This is a genomic window from Loigolactobacillus iwatensis, from assembly GCF_003950295.1.
Classification (GTDB): domain Bacteria; phylum Bacillota; class Bacilli; order Lactobacillales; family Lactobacillaceae; genus Loigolactobacillus; species Loigolactobacillus iwatensis.
Genome location: NZ_RHNP01000012.1, coordinates 33,365 through 48,781 on the forward strand (window position 1 = coordinate 33,365; position 15,417 = coordinate 48,781).

Sequence of the window (15,417 nt, forward strand, 5' to 3'; positions counted from 1 at the left end):
TTTTACTGGTGCAACTTTTTTTTAAAGACTTCTCAGAAACTACTTAGTCACCATTAATCCACTGGCGTCTACATCCAGCGTTAACCATTTACCTGCCAGCGCTAACTGCTTAACGGCTTTTTGGGCAGTGGTCAAGCTCTCCGGTGCAACCATTGTCAACACCGTTGGCCCAGCGCCACTTAAGTAAGTTCCGTAAATTCCTTCATTCTGCAATACTTTGCGAATCTTACCCAGCTGAGGAACTAACTGCTGGCGATAAGTTTCGTGGAATTGGTCGCGGCCCATCATTTGGGTTGCCAATTGTAAATTACCCCGCAAAACGGCCGCCACTAAAACATTAGCCGCCGAGCTGGTCGCAACAGCATTTCTTAGTGGTAACTGTTTGGGTAATACTGCGCGACTTTTTGCAGTCAATAACTCAGTCTCCGGCACAAAGACCAACGCCTTTGCCGCCGGAAATGGTGCACTGATTGCATTTGCTTGAACACCATCAAATGTCGCAACGACAAAGTTACCGTAAATTGCTGGCGCTACATTATCTGGATGACCTTCTAGGCGAACCGCAATTTGTAACTTCTCTTCATTGCTCAGGCCTAGCCCACCAAGCTGGTTAGCCAATTCAATTCCCGCAACAATCGCCGAAGAACTACTGCCTAAGCCGCGAGCCAAAGGAATATTTGTCGTTTCCACCAAATGATGTGGTGGTAAATCAGGTACTAAGGCCAAAGCCGTTTTGATGATAAGATTACGTTTGTCGGAAGGAATGTCGGCACTAAAGGGCTGCGTCATTAACCAATCCTGCCGTGCTTCTTTTATTTCTAAAGTCAGATATAAATTTAAGGCAATCCCAATTGAATCAAAACCTGGTCCAAGGTTGGCGCTTGTCGCCGGTACACGAATAACTGTCACTTTCATTCCTCCTCAATTCTATAAGGTCTATTTTACGTTACCGCAAATCCCATTTTCGGATGATGTCCATTCTCCTAGCACGAAAATCGTGCACTCGAAACATGGCCTCCTCAATTCTTTAAGGTCTTTTTACGTTACCGCAAAATCTTATTTTCGGATGATAGCCATTCTCCTAGCACGAAAACCGTGCCCGGGAAACATGGCCCGCCTCAATTCTTTAGAGCTATAGTTAATCCAAAACGCGGTAACTAGAGATTAATTCAATGTTTTCTAATACGGCCACTTTTTCCTGAACTTTCTCTAATTGGGCCAAACTAATTTCGTGGGTAATCATAACCACCCGGGCGAAATCACCATCGCTGGACGTTTGAAAAATCTGGCGGAAACTGGCCTTTGATTCAGCCATAATTCGCGTTAAGGCCAACATTTGTCCCGGAATGTCCCGAACCTTTAATGCAAGGTAGTACGCAGATTTAACTGCACTATTAGGTGCAATGGCCACCTGGTGTCGGTAGCTGTTAAAAGTATTACCGGTAATGCCAATCCCAATATCCTTGGTTACCGCAATAATGTCACTGACAACACTATTGGCCGTTGGTAACTCACCTGCACCGGGTCCGTAAAACATTGTGTTACCAACCGCTGCACTTTTAACAACTACAGCATTATTTTCATTTTGCACGGCCGCCAATGGATTGCTGTTTGCAATTAATGTTGGTCCCACCGAAACACTGGCCTTTCCATCAATTTCCTTGGCGTCACCAATTAATTTGATCGTGTAGCCTAAACTTTGTGCCTGCTGAATGTCTTCTAAACGAACCTTGTCAATTCCTTCAACAGTCACATTCTCCAATTTAAGGCTCATTCCAAAAGCAAACTGAGTTAAGATAATCATTTTATAAGCAGCGTCAATTCCCATCACGTCATTTGTTGGATCACTTTCGGCAAAGCCTAAGTCCTGGGCTGATTTCAAGGCCGCTGCGTAACTAACTTTCTTCTGGTTCATTTGCGTCAAAATATAGTTAGTTGTTCCGTTAACGATCCCACTAACTTCTAAAATCTGGTCAGCAGCAAAACTATTAACAATCGTTCGTAAAATTGGAATCCCACCAGCAACACTAGCCTCATACATCAAATCACGTTGTTTCTTTGCCGCAATATCAACCAATTCGCCGCCTTTTTGGGCAATTAGATCCTTATTGGCAGTAACAACGTGTTTCCCCGCTTGTAATAGACGTTTTATGTAGTCTTCCGCCAGTTGAATGGTTCCCATCACTTCAACTACAATTTGAACGGCTGGATCCTGGATCATATCCTCAATGTTGGCCGTCATCGGTACACCATCCAGCTTAGTATCACGGTGCTTTTCTGGGTGCCGAACGATGACTCGCTTGATGGTTAACCGGCGGCCAGTAATTGATGAAATCTTCGCCTGATTATCCTGTAACAAACGAACAACCCCGCTGCCAACCGTCCCTAAACCTAGCAAACCAATCCCAATTTCACGCATAAGATTCCCCTCTTTCTGTAATTAACTGTAAATGACCGTGACAATGGCCACAAACATACTTTTTCAAATTAATTCGTCGCTGTCGTTGGTAACGATGACCGCACTTGCGACAGACGTACTGGTATTTATTTTTGCCAACTTGCTGCGGTAAAGCCGGTGCGTAGCGACTCCCACCAACCTGAAGTAATAATTTTTTAAAGGCCGCATCTCGGTGTTGATAGCCGCTACCAGTTAAATGTAAATGGTAATGACACAGTTCATGCTTGATAATACCAATTAAAACTTGCTTGCCATAATGCTGATACATTTTGGGATTAATGTCAATATGGTGATCACGTAAATCATACCGGCCCCCAGTTGTCCGTAAACGCGAATTAAAAACAGCAACGTGCTTAAAAGGCCGCCTAAATGAGGTTAACGAAACCTCCTGCACCAATTTAGTTAAGTCAGTGTTATCCATGCTTTTCCTCTGGCGGCAACATGGTTAGCTGCACCCGTTCACGCTCTTTATCAACCGCTAAGACCCAAACGTGCACAATATCACCAACCGAGACCACATCGCTAGGTCGCTTGACAAAATGATTGGCTAATTGCGAAATATGCACCAAACCATCATGCTTAACACCGATGTCGACAAAAGCGCCAAAATCAATCACATTCCGCACGGTACCTTCTAAGGCCATCCCTGCTTTTAAATCGGCGATCGTCAACACGTCCGTCCGTAATAATGGTTGCGCAAAATCATCTCGCAAATCACGACCTGGTTTGATCAACCCAGCAATAATATCTTGTAACGTAACGGCGCCAACCTCAAATTCATTAGCTAACTCAGTCACGTTTGCCTGCTGCAAAGTATTCTTTGCCTTTTGGCGACCAACATCAGCCAAAGTTAAATCAAAATGGGCCAAAATTTGCTTAGCCAATGAATAACTTTCCGGATGAATATCAGTATTGTCCAAAATTGTTTTCCCGCCAATAATGCGAAGAAACCCAACTGACTGTTCAAACGCTTTTGGTCCTAAACGGGGCACTTTTTTGAGCGCCTTCCGATCGGTAAAATTACCAACCTCATTACGCATATTAACAATATTGTGGGCCGTTGTTTTCGTCAAACCAGAAATATGTGCTAACAACTCAGGGCTGGCCGTATTAACGTTAACCCCAACACTATTTACCACATTTTCCACAACAACATCTAGCTGCTCGCCCAAATGCTTTTGGGAAACGTCATGTTGATACTGGCCAACCCCAACCGCCTTTGGGTCAATCTTAATCAACTCGGCCAGTGGGTCCTGCAATCGTCGGGCAATACTGACTGCGCTTCGTTCTTCAACGTTAAACTCAGGAAACTCGTCCCGGGCCACTTGACTGGCCGAATAAACACTGGCACCGGCCTCGTTAACAATGACATAATAAACTTTCCGGTCAATTGTTTTTAGCACTTCAGCGACAAACTGTTCTGATTCTCGGCTAGCCGTTCCGTTACCAATTGCAATCATTTCAACCTGATTTTTCTCAATTAAATTTTTAAACGCCGGTGCTGCAGCCTTGCGCTTTTCGGCGTTAGCTGGTTTGTGCGGGTAAATGACTAATTTATCTAGAAATTTTCCGGTCGGATCAACCACGGCTAATTTGCAGCCCGTGCGGTAAGCTGGATCAAAGCCCAAAACAACCCGGCCCTTTAATGGTGCTTGTAATAACAAATGCTTCAAATTATCACCGAAAACGGCAATTGCTTGGTCGCCAGCGCTTTCGGTTAATTGGTTCCGGATTTCCCGCTCAATTGCGGGACCAATAAACCGTTTATAAGCATCCTCGATTGCCGTTTGAACATACTGCGCTGCAGCATTAGTCGTGCCCCGCAAGACTTGTTGCGCCATGTGCCAAATGATCGGTCGGTCGGAGACTTCAAGATGAGCCTTGAGAATACCAGCTTTTTCGCCCCGATTGATTGCTAAAACACGGTAAGACACCATCTTTGCTAGAGGTTCGTTAAAATCATAATAAATTGCGTAGACTTGCTTTTCATCTTCCGCCTTAGTTTTAACTTGCGAAATAAAATGCGCATTTTTTTCCGTATATTGCCGAATCCAACGACGGAAATCTGCGTTATCACTAAATTGCTCTGCCAAAATTTCGTGAGCTCCGGCGAAAGCGGCCGGCACGTCAGGAACATTTTTTTCCGAATCAACGTATTCCTCAGCCTTTTGTTGTAGTACAGTCGCCGAACTATTTGGTAGTTGCAATAAATAAGTTGCAAAAGGCGCTAAACCACTTTCTTTAGCAATCGTAGCTTTGGTTCGGCGCTTTTGCTTGTACGGTAAATAAAGATCTTCCACTTCCTGAAGCGTTTGTGCCGCAGCAATTTGTTGACGTAATTTATCAGTCAGCTTATCCTGTTCGGCAATAATATTGGAAACTTCAGCCTGGCGTTTACTCAAGTTACCCTGATAATGGTAGGCAGACTCAATCTCCCGAATCTGAACTTCATCTAAATTACCAGTAGCTTCTTTTCGGTAACGAGCCACAAAGGGAACCGTATTGCTACTGGTCAATAGTTCTAACGTTGCCTTAATTTGTTTTGCTTGATATTGGGGCAGTAATTTAATTGTCCGCTGTAAAACTGCGTTATCCATTTACTAATTCTCCTACACTTAATTTTCACGACTTAAACAATAGATCATTTATTTGTCAGTGGTTTCTTCTAGCCTTTATTATACGGTACTTTTCACCTAAATTACTAGAGAGTGTTTGAAAAAGCGGTTAGATTCCGAGGATTACTAACGATGTCGATCGGACTAGGATAAACCGAAGTCCGAATCGCAGCCTAGATTGACGAATTATCTGTGAAACAGATGATTTGGCGATCGTAGCTACTATTTCGCAATTGAGGATTATTAACCAAGTACGATAATAATCTTGATGCTCCATACGTTGTCCATTCAACTACTACTTCGCAATTACGGTTAGTTATTTGCAAGAAGCGCAAATAACTCATGATGCTACAAATGTTGTCTATTCTTGTGGCAAAGTACGTGCCGCAAGAACTAGCACGGCGAAAACCGCCAAGTTAAAACATGACAACCGCAGGAATCTGCTTTTTCAAACACGTTTAAACTGAGAGTGCCTGAAAAGCGGTTAGATTATGGAGTATAGCCTACTACTCCGCAATGGAGGAAGAATATTAGCAAAGAGCACTAATATTCCTTGATGCTACGAACGTTGACCATTCTTGTGGCGAAAAACTAAGGGCACAGTTATACAGTCCATAACTGTGTTTCCTCAACCCAATTCGTCTCGATCACCGCAAGAAACATGGCAGCTAGGCGAAAAGAGCCGCGCAGCCATACGCAATAATCTACTTTTTCAAACACGGTTATACTAATTTAGCCCAGTACCTACTAGTAAAAATATTTTCCAACCGCCACATCAAAAAAACAGCGTTCAGTAACTCCCCACCAGATTTTAGTCTGGTACAATGAGTCACTTCACGCTGCCGTTTTTCATTAACTATTTAACCAATTGTTTCATCAAAGAAATCGTACAATTTCTCCCGGGTCATCGTCTGCTTTTGTTTAGCATCATAATCCGCTTCAATGCGGCCGTCATCGATAACCACTAAACGATTACCGTACTTGAGCGCATCCTCTAGATGATGGGTAATCATTAAACAAGTAAGGTGATTCTGATTAATTCGTTCCATGGTATATTGCATTAATTGTTCACTCGTTTTTGGATCAAGTGCCGCCGTGTGCTCATCCAACAGTAAAATATCAGGGCTGGTCAAAGTCGCCATTAACAAGCTTAGCGCCTGTCGTTGCCCACCAGATAAATTACCCGTTGGTGTGTCCAAATGGTTTTCTAAACCATTTCCCATTTCAGCGCACATTTCACGAAAACGATCACGATTTTGGCGTAACTTGCGTAATCGTAATCCTCTTCTTTGACCACGTTGCGTTGCTAACAATAAATTCTCAGCGACCGTCATTCGCGGGGCCGTTCCCATTTTTGGATCCTGGAAAACACGGGCTAAAAAGCTGGCTCGCTGCTCTTCATTTTGTTGCGCAATATTTTGGCCACGTAGTAAAACTTGGCCACTGGTTGGGTGGAGGTTACCGGCAATCGTATTGAATAACGTTGTTTTACCAGCACCATTTGTTCCTAAAATTGTAATGAAGTCGCCAGCGTTAATGGTTAAGTTTAGTTTTTTTAGAATTGGTCGCAATTCGTTACCATTATTAACTGAGACTACAACATCCTTTAAACTTAATAATTCTTCTTTAGTCGTCATGTGTTGTCAGCCCCTTTCGAATCATTTGCCGCGTATGAAATTTAGTCTGAAATGCTGGTAGCATCAAAGCAAAGGCCAAGACAACCGCCGAAATTAATTTCAGATCATTGGTGTTGAAGCCTAATTGCAAGACGATCAGGATAACGAAGCGGTAAAGAATACTGCCAAGAACTACGGCAACTAAGCGTTGATTCATGGTTAATTCGCCAAAAACAACTTCGCCGATAATAATTGAGGCAAGACCAATAACGATGACCCCAATCCCCATTGAAACATCGGCGTAACCGTTACTTTGAGCCATCAAGCCACCGGATAGACCGATAAAACCATTAGAGACCATTAGGCCCATAATTTTCATACCGTCCGTTTTAATTCCTAATGAACGGGCCATGAATTCATTATCACCAGTTGCAATAAAGGACTGGCCTAATTCAGTTTGTAAGAACCAAACTAAGAAGACAATCGTTACGATCACTAAACACAGACCAATAAAAATACTGTCAAAATATTGTGGTAATGCCTTTAAGAATGGAAAGCTGAATAATGTTTTTTGATTTAACAAAGACACATTTGCTTTACCCATTACCCGTAAATTAATCGAATATAACGCCGTCATTACAAGGATTCCGGCTAACAAAATCGGAATTTTACCTTTGGTGTACAGTAACCCAGTGACAAGCCCCGCTAGCAGCCCCGCACCAAAAGCCAAGAGTGTCGCCAAAATCGGTGAAACACCGTGAGTAATTGCCGTCACACAAACTGCCGCTCCAAACGGGAAAGTTCCTTCAACAGTCATATCTGGAAAATCTAAGATTCTAAAAGTTAGGAATAATCCAACGCCCATAATGCCCCATAATAGGCCTTGCCCAATTGCAGATACTATTAAACTCATCGAATGATCTCTCCTTTTTTAGAAGCTTCGTTCACTAAGTGTGTCGGAATATTGATCCCCAATAACTTGGCTTCTTTCATATTTAGCACTAAATCGCCCTTAGCAATAATTTTGATTGGCGTTGTTGCTGGTTTTGCTTTGCCTTGCAACACATCGGCCGCCATATTTCCTGTGGCAACTCCTAATTGATACTGATTGATTCCGTAAGTGGCCAAACCACCATCATGAACCATTGTTCCAGCTGGTGGAAATACGGGTACATGCGCATTGTTAGCATCTTTTACCAAAGTTTGCATCGCAGTTGCAATGGTATTATCCGTTGGCACGTATACGGCCTTAACCTGTTGCAACATCGTTTGTGCAACTTGATCCACATCACTGGAATTAGAAACAGTGAATTCTTTAAGCTTAAATCCGTACTTAGGCGCTACTTGTCGTACTACTTTAACTTCAGCGGCCGCCGAAGGATCACCAGAAGTGTACATCACACCTAGCTCCTTAACGTTAGGCATGATCTCACGAACCAAACGAATTTGATCATTCGTTGGTGTCAAGTTCGAAACCCCAGTAATGTTACCACCTGGGTGCTTGTAGTTACTGACTAACCCGGCGCTCTTTGGATTGGAGATTGCACCAAGAATCAATGGTGTCGTTTTATTTGCGTTGGCAATTGATTGAGCCGCTGGTGTTGCAATCCCAATATTAAGATCGGTATCTTCATTGTCAAACCGATCCGCCATTGATTTAAGGTTACTTTGATCACCCTGGGCATTTTCAAAATCAATCTTGGCCGTCTTACCGTTGACGTAGCCCCGCTTCTTTAACTGATCAATCGTGCCTTTTGTGATTTGATCCAACGCCGGATGCGACATTGTTTGTAAAATACCGATGGTTGGTTTCTTAACTTCTTGTGGTGCTGCCGTTTTAACGCCACCTTCTTGAAAGAAAGCAACTCCCAAAAAAGCAACCAGAATAGCAATCAAGCCGATCATTCGTTTCATTTTTGTCCGCCCCCAATTTGTTTTACAACCTGTTGCAGCTCTAACATAATAATTCCTCCCCTTACGAAATAACCTAAGTGTGTTTGGAAAATGCATTTCAAACAAAAAAGCAATTGCCCAGTCTGGTGGGTAATTGCTTTAAGCAAACAAAAACCCGCATAGTATACGATCTATGCGGGCACTTTTAAAAGAGCACAGCCAACATAGATACAATCTGCATCTGACAGATTGCACCTACGTCAATCCGTCTAATGTTGGCTTTGCCAGAACTGGCGATTCAACTTTTGACGATTACTTGTTTTCATAACTGTGACCTCGTTATTTCTAATTTGAATAGTTAAAGTATAAAAATAAAATGAGAGTTTGTCAACCTAAATTTTAATCCTGATTTAAGAAAGTACGGATGACAAGCGACTTACTTGCTTGTTCATTGCCTCTGACGCCTGATCCTGCTGCTTTTCTGCCGCTGTAAATGCCGATACGTCAACGGTATGTTTTTCAGCATCAACCGCATCTGCCATTGCCCCACATCCAGCAACATAATCCGTGTAAGCTGCTAGGAGTGAATGCTGTAAGCCCATCGCCTTTGCCGGTGGTCGCACGTCTTTTAGTGTTTCTAAACTTTTCTGGTAATCCGCAACTCCGGCATTAAAGTTCTTTTTTATACTCAGCCATTGGTCATTGGCAATTTCACTCACAGTATCGGTGGCAATTGCTTGTTTAATCAACTCGTAATCGCCATTTAACTGACTAGTTAAATTTTGGGTTGTCTGAATCATTGAATCAACAACGTGAGCGTAATGGGTTTTTAATTGTTGTGCTTTTGACATAATTTGCCTCCTAGCGGTTACAACACAAATGAGTTTTGGCGTAACTACTGTTTATACCTTCAATGTATTGCTGATAATCACGAAGATATTTTTTTATTATTTGGATTTTAATTCCAACTCATTTTACCACAAACCTATTTTTTAGCTTAGGCTTGTTTAAAAAATACCTTTATTTAGTGTAAACGTGGTTGAAAAAGCAGCTTCCTGCGGTTAGCTACAACAGCCCAATCATCCGTTGCACAGATAATTCGTCCGTTTAGGCTAATCCTCAGAATCTGACCGCTTTTTCAAACACTCTTTAGGCTTTATGAAAACGACGCTGGAAGAACTTCACAATTTCAACAATCACAATGATTGATAACGAAGCCCCCAACACAATGCCCCACTGGAACCAGTCCAAATGCGTCACGTGGAATAATTTGTTGAAACCAGGCATTACGATCGTAGCTGCTAAAAGTACTGCTGAGGCTAAGATGGCCCAATTAAATGAACGGTTGGCAAAAATTCCCCGGTGGAAAATCGTTCCGTGAATCGACTTAACGTTAAAGGCGTGGAACAATTGAATCATCCCTAAAGTTGCAAATGCCATCGTTAAGGCATCGGCGTGGGCCAAGTTTGCCGCTGCGTGAACTGGGTAGTTTATCGCTAACCAATAAACGAGTAAGGTAATGCCACCCTCGAGTAAGCCTTGGTAAAAGATCGACGACGTCACTCCGCCAGACAAGAAGTTTGAATCACGTCCCCGAGGTTTATGTTTCATGATATCACGTTCCATTGGTTCAAGTCCCAGCGCAATCGCTGGAAAAGTATCCGTGACTAAATTGATCCATAAAATCTGAACGGGCGCCAAAATTTGCCAGCCTAGAATTGTCATCATAAATAAGGTCAACACTTCACCTAGATTTGCGGAAAGCAAGTATTGAACAGCTTTTTGAATATTGGCAAATACTTTTCGGCCTTCTTCAACGGCAACGACAATTGTAGAAAAATTATCATCGGCTAACACCATATCAGAAGCATTCTTCGAAACTTCCGTACCGGTAATTCCCATCCCAACACCGATATCTGCGGTTTTCAGTGCTGGCGCATCGTTAACCCCGTCACCAGTCATGGCAACGACTTTGCCGCGTTTTTGCCAAGCCTTTACAATTCGAACCTTGTGTTCCGGCGCAACCCGCGCGTAAACGACATAATCAGGTACTTTTTTAGCAAACTCGGCGTCACTTAAGGCATCTAACTCACTACCGGTAATTACTGCATCGTGTTCATCCGGTTGGAGAATACCAAGGCGCAATGCAATTGCTTCGGCCGTGTCCCGGTGATCCCCAGTGATCATTAGTGAACGAATTCCAGCACCCTTAGCTTCAGCGACAGCATTGGCCACTTCCGGTCGTTCTGGATCAATCATCCCAATCAAACCAGCGAAAGTTAAATCCTGCTCCACGGTTTCAGTCGTTATTTCAGCTGGCAAGGTTGGCACAATCTTATACGCCATCCCCAAAACTCGGAGGGCCTGCTTCGCCAATTTAGTATTGGTAGCCAAAATTGTTTCTCGTTCTTTAGCGTCCATTTCTGGCATTTTATCATTTAATTGATAATGCGTTGTTCGGGGTAATAGTTGATCAGGTGCCCCTTTAGTCGCAATTAAATAACGGTTATCGTCCAATTGATGGATCGTTGTCATTAGCTTCCGTTCAGAATCAAATGGCACCTCGCCGGCTCGTGGCAATTGTTTAATCAAATCGGCCACGTCTAATTGATGATCCAGGCCAAATTGAACCAAGGCTGTTTCAGTTGGATCTCCAAGTAACTCGCCATCAGCATTAATTTTAGTATCGTTTGCTAACGTCATAATCCGAACAACCTTATCATCAAGGGTTACTTGACTGGTTTTAGCGTCCGTTAACTCATTATTTTCGAAAATACGTTCTACGGTCATCTTATTTTGCGTTAAGGTACCCGTTTTATCTGAGGCAATAATGTCAGTACTCCCCAACGTTTCAACGGCTGGTAACTTACGAACAATTGCGTGGCGCTTAGCCATTCGCTTCGTTCCCAACGCTAACGTAATCGTTACGATGGCCGGCAACCCTTCTGGAATTGCTGCAACGGCCAAGGAGATCGCGGTGAGCAACATGTTTAACACAGATTCTTGGCGATTAAGTAGACCTAGGACAAAAATTAAAACGGACAAACCTAAAATAATCCAAGTTAAAACCTTGCCTAAGTGATTTAGATTTTCCTGAAGTGGCGTCTTGGTTTCATCGGCCTGATTTAGCATTCCGGCAATTCGGCCAACCTCAGTTTGCATCCCGGTTGCGACAACAAGGCCAACACCACGGCCGTTTGTTACGTTACTGTTCATGAAGGCCATGTTAATTTGATCACCTAAACTGACCTTTTCGTCAGTTCCGGCGTTTAATGCCTTAACTGATTTTTCCACTGGTACTGACTCACCAGTTAAAGCGGACTCCTCAAGTCGTAACTGCTGCGCTTCAATCAAACGCAGATCGGCCGGAATAACATCCCCCGCCTCCAGCAAAACAATGTCCCCAGTCACAATGTCCTCACTGTTAATGGTAACCACATTCCCACCGCGTAAAACGTTGGCCTTAGGTGCAGACATCTCTTTAAGTGAATCAATCGCTGCTTCGGCCTGCATCTCTTGGAAAACGCCAAAAACGGCGTTTAAAATAACAACCAGCATGATGATCACGGCATCTGCAATTTCACCAGAAAAACCGGCTACTAATGCGGCCACCAGTAAAACAATAATCATAAAATCTTTGAATTGGTCAATAAAACGTTGTAAAACATTTTTACGCTTATTTGCGACTAAGGAATTCGGCCCGTTTTGCGTTAACCGTTGCTGTGCCTCCTGCTTACTTAAACCCGCATCGGTTGTCGAAAACTTTGTCAGTAATTCTTTACTACTTTGTTGGTAATAAGGTTGTTTTTGTTGCTGAGCCATAAATTATTCCTCCTTCAACGCTATAATTACTATTTGGTACAATAAGATCCCACTGCCTAACGTAACATACAAAAAAAGTGCGATTTATGTATGTCACAGTAAACAGACACACATAAGTCTCACTTTTTAAGACAACACCAGAAAAATAATTTTTCTTGCTGATGACGTTATCGCAACAAAGATACAGCTGCAAGTTACTCCCCTATGATTTAAATTTAGTATAACTGATTAATTATCCTAAACGCAAGTCATTTGTTATTATTTCCAAAAATCATCAAAAATCGTGATTGGTAAGTGGCGCTTATGTGCCGTCTTCAAATACCAGCCTTCAATGACATCGGCCGCCTTTTGACTGACTTCCTTACCTTCTAGGTAGGCGTCAATATCTTCATAGCGAACCCCTAAGGCCGCCTCATCTGGTAACGCAGGACGATTCTCTTCCAGATCAGCCGTCGGTACCTTTTCGTATAAGTGAACCGGCGCACCTAATTCCCGTAGCAATTGCTTACCCTGTTCCTTATCTAACCGGTATAAAGGCACTAGATCAGCACCGCCATCACCGAATTTGGTGTAAAAACCTGTAATCGATTCAGCTGAATGATCAGTTCCAACCACGACACCTTTTCGTGCGCCAGCAATACCATACTGGGCAATCATTCGCTGCCGTGCTTTGATGTTACCCTTGTTGAAATCGCTAATACTTAATTGATTGGCCTCAAGTGCCGTGACGGTTGCATCGACAGCTGGCTTAATGTTAACTCGCGAAATGGTATCGGCCTGAATAAACTCAATTGCCGCCATGGCGTCGGATTCATCAGCCTGATCACCATAAGGTAAGCGAACAGCAATAAAATGGTAAGTGTCATCGCCGGTTTCTGTTCGCATTTCGTTAATCGCCATCTGACTTAACCGCCCGGCCAAAGTTGAATCCTGACCACCAGAAATTCCTAAAACTAATGATTTTACAAACGGATATTTCCGTAAATAAGCCTTCAAAAAATCAACACTCTTACGAATTTCGAGCTTCGGATCAATTTCTGGTTGAGTTTTCATTGCCGCAATAATTTCTTGTTGTAACTTTCGCATTAAGGTCACTCCTTAATTAATCGTATCTTGCTCTTTACCCACATTTTTACTAACCTCTTGGATAATTTTCATCTTATGATCATACAACTTTTGTGATAGATCAACTGGATAATCTTGTGGGTTCAAATCACGCTTGTATTCATCCCATAACGAATCAAGATTAGCGGCGGCATAACGGCGAATTTCTGATAAATTAGGCAACTTATAAACTAATTTGCCGTTCTCAAAAATGTCGTGCAGAATTGGACGGGCGTTAAAATCAGTAATCGTTTTATTAATGTAAGTGTAGTGCGGATGAAACATGTAAATAGAATCTTGTTCCAGAGGCTTTTCATCCCAAAAAGCAATATAATCCCCTTCTGATTTATCATCCGCTCTTTTAGTAATCCGCCAAACTTGCTTTTTACCAGGCGTCGACACTTTTTCGGCGTTACTCGATAGTTTAATCGTGTCGCGCATCATGCCTTTTTTATCTTCGATCGACACTAACTTATAGACGGCACCCAGTGCTGGCTGATCATACGCTGTAATTAATTTGGTTCCAATGCCCCAAACATCAATTCTTGCGTGCTGCATCTTCAAGTTTTGAATTGTTTTTTCGTCTAAGTCGTTAGAAGCATAAATCTTGGCTTCGGTGTAGCCAGCTTCATCCAGTTGCTGACGCACACGTTTTGAGATGTAGGCCATATCACCAGAATCAATTCGGACGCCCTGAAAATTAATTTGATCGCCCATTTCATTGGCCACCCGAATAGCATTCGGTACCCCACTTTTTAAGGTGTCATACGTATCCACTAGAAAAACACAATCCCGGTGCGTTTCAGCATATGCCTTAAAGCCTTCATAATCACTGCGATAGGCCTGAACTAACGAGTGGGCGTGAGTTCCACTGACTGGAATTCCAAAAATCTTGGCCGCCCGAACGTTACTCGTCGCATCAAAACCACCGATATAGGCGGCTCGTGTCCCCCAAACGGCGGCATCCATTTCTTGCGCACGGCGGGTACCAAACTCCATGACCATATCACTGCCGACAATTGATTTAATCCGCGCCGCCTTGGTTGCAATCAAGGTTTGATAATTAACCATGTTTAAAATCGCCGTTTCGACCAACTGACAATCAGCAAGATTTCCTTCGACTTGGAGAATTGGCTCATTATTAAAAACAAGATCGCCCTCAATTGCGGACCGAATTGTGCCAGTAAATTTAAAGTCGCGTAAATAGTCTAAAAATTCCTCAGGATAACCCTCGGCCTCACGTAAATACGCAATATCTGAATCCGAAAACTTAATCTGTTGAATATAACGAACAACATGTTCTAGGCCAGCAAAAATTGCGTAACCGTTGCCAAACGGCATATCACGAAAATAACATTCAAAAACGGCCTGACGATTATGAATATTCTTTTCCCAGTAAGTCAATATCATATTAATTTGATAAAGGTCAGTATGCAACGTATAACTATCGTCTGGGTATAATTTTGTCATAATTAATCTCCATAAAATTTAATAAATTCATTTTAGCATTTTTACTAGAACCGTGCGAACTTAACTGAAGAGTGTTTGAAAAAGCGGTTAGATTATGGAGTATAGCCTAGCTAGGCGAAAAGAGACGCGCAGCGGATCGTTCGACTAGCGTAGCTATACGCAATAATCTGCTTTTTCAAACACGTTTAAACTGGGAGTGCCTGAAAAAGCGGTTAGATTCTGAGGATTAGCCTAGATTGACGAATTATCTGTGAAACAGATGATTTGGCGATCGTAGCTACTATTTCGCAATTGAGGATTATTAACCAAAAACGTTAATAATCTTGATGCTACATACGTTGTCCATTCAACTATGGCGAAAAGCGCCAAGTTGAAACATGGCAACCGCAGGAATCTGCTTTTTCAAACACGTTTAAACTACGAGTGCCTGAAAAAGCGC

General features: G+C 42.7%; 11 protein-coding genes. All 11 read right to left on the reverse strand.

The window, feature by feature from the left end; translation table 11 throughout:
- Positions 1–39: 39 nt before the first annotated feature.
- Entirely contained in the window at positions 40–909 is an 870-nt protein-coding gene (gene thrB / locus EKM98_RS04650; protein ID WP_082920412.1) for a homoserine kinase, read from the reverse strand.
- A gap of 229 nt (positions 910–1,138) precedes the next feature.
- Positions 1,139–2,419, reverse strand: a complete 1,281-nt coding sequence (locus EKM98_RS04655; protein WP_068280063.1) for a homoserine dehydrogenase — start codon at positions 2,417–2,419, stop codon at positions 1,139–1,141.
- Entirely contained in the window at positions 2,412–2,879 is a 468-nt protein-coding gene (locus tag EKM98_RS04660; RefSeq protein WP_068280061.1) for a SprT family protein, read from the reverse strand. Before EKM98_RS04660 ends, EKM98_RS04655 begins: the two co-directional genes overlap by 8 nt.
- On the reverse strand, positions 2,872–5,055 hold the full coding sequence (locus EKM98_RS04665; RefSeq protein WP_125980937.1) for a Tex family protein: 2,184 nt from the start codon (positions 5,053–5,055) through the stop codon (positions 2,872–2,874). The genes EKM98_RS04660 and EKM98_RS04665 overlap by 8 nt, the downstream gene beginning before the upstream one ends.
- An 878-nt stretch (positions 5,056–5,933) precedes the next feature.
- Complete coding sequence (locus EKM98_RS04670; protein ID WP_068222839.1) at positions 5,934–6,710, reverse strand: ABC transporter ATP-binding protein; 777 nt, start codon at positions 6,708–6,710, stop codon at positions 5,934–5,936.
- Positions 6,700–7,602, reverse strand: a complete 903-nt coding sequence (locus tag EKM98_RS04675) for an ABC transporter permease (protein WP_068222836.1) — start codon at positions 7,600–7,602, stop codon at positions 6,700–6,702. Before EKM98_RS04675 ends, EKM98_RS04670 begins: the two co-directional genes overlap by 11 nt.
- Positions 7,599–8,603 (reverse strand): tryptophan ABC transporter substrate-binding protein, encoded by a 1,005-nt coding sequence (gene trpX / locus EKM98_RS04680; protein WP_068280055.1) that lies wholly within the window; start codon positions 8,601–8,603, stop codon positions 7,599–7,601. The genes EKM98_RS04675 and trpX overlap by 4 nt, the downstream gene beginning before the upstream one ends.
- 389 nt (positions 8,604–8,992) lie before the next feature.
- Positions 8,993–9,433, reverse strand: coding sequence for a hypothetical protein (locus tag EKM98_RS04685; RefSeq protein WP_068280053.1), 441 nt, complete (start codon positions 9,431–9,433; stop codon positions 8,993–8,995).
- A gap of 298 nt (positions 9,434–9,731) precedes the next feature.
- Positions 9,732–12,404, reverse strand: a complete 2,673-nt coding sequence (locus EKM98_RS04690) for a cation-translocating P-type ATPase (RefSeq protein WP_068280050.1) — start codon at positions 12,402–12,404, stop codon at positions 9,732–9,734.
- A gap of 258 nt (positions 12,405–12,662) precedes the next feature.
- Positions 12,663–13,490, reverse strand: a complete 828-nt coding sequence (nadE, locus tag EKM98_RS04695; protein WP_125980939.1) for an ammonia-dependent NAD(+) synthetase — start codon at positions 13,488–13,490, stop codon at positions 12,663–12,665.
- 12 nt (positions 13,491–13,502) lie between these two features.
- Positions 13,503–14,978 carry a nicotinate phosphoribosyltransferase gene (locus EKM98_RS04700; RefSeq protein ID WP_068280044.1) on the reverse strand — a complete coding sequence of 492 codons (1,476 nt, stop codon included), beginning with the start codon at positions 14,976–14,978 and terminating at the stop codon, positions 13,503–13,505.
- Between the last annotated feature and the right edge of the window lie 439 nt (positions 14,979–15,417).

Coding starts and splice junctions, on each gene's coding strand:
- EKM98_RS04655 (WP_068280063.1), bottom strand. CDS start 2,419: ATGCGTGAAATTGGGATTGGTTTGCTAGGTTTAGGGACGGTTGGCAGC.
- EKM98_RS04660 (WP_068280061.1), bottom strand. CDS start 2,879: ATGGATAACACTGACTTAACTAAATTGGTGCAGGAGGTTTCGTTAACC.
- EKM98_RS04665 (WP_125980937.1), bottom strand. CDS start 5,055: ATGGATAACGCAGTTTTACAGCGGACAATTAAATTACTGCCCCAATAT.
- EKM98_RS04670 (WP_068222839.1), bottom strand. CDS start 6,710: ATGACGACTAAAGAAGAATTATTAAGTTTAAAGGATGTTGTAGTCTCA.
- EKM98_RS04675 (WP_068222836.1), bottom strand. CDS start 7,602: ATGAGTTTAATAGTATCTGCAATTGGGCAAGGCCTATTATGGGGCATT.
- trpX (WP_068280055.1), bottom strand. CDS start 8,603: ATGAAACGAATGATCGGCTTGATTGCTATTCTGGTTGCTTTTTTGGGA.
- EKM98_RS04685 (WP_068280053.1), bottom strand. CDS start 9,433: ATGTCAAAAGCACAACAATTAAAAACCCATTACGCTCACGTTGTTGAT.
- EKM98_RS04690 (WP_068280050.1), bottom strand. CDS start 12,404: ATGGCTCAGCAACAAAAACAACCTTATTACCAACAAAGTAGTAAAGAA.
- nadE (WP_125980939.1), bottom strand. CDS start 13,490: ATGCGAAAGTTACAACAAGAAATTATTGCGGCAATGAAAACTCAACCA.
- EKM98_RS04700 (WP_068280044.1), bottom strand. CDS start 14,978: ATGACAAAATTATACCCAGACGATAGTTATACGTTGCATACTGACCTT.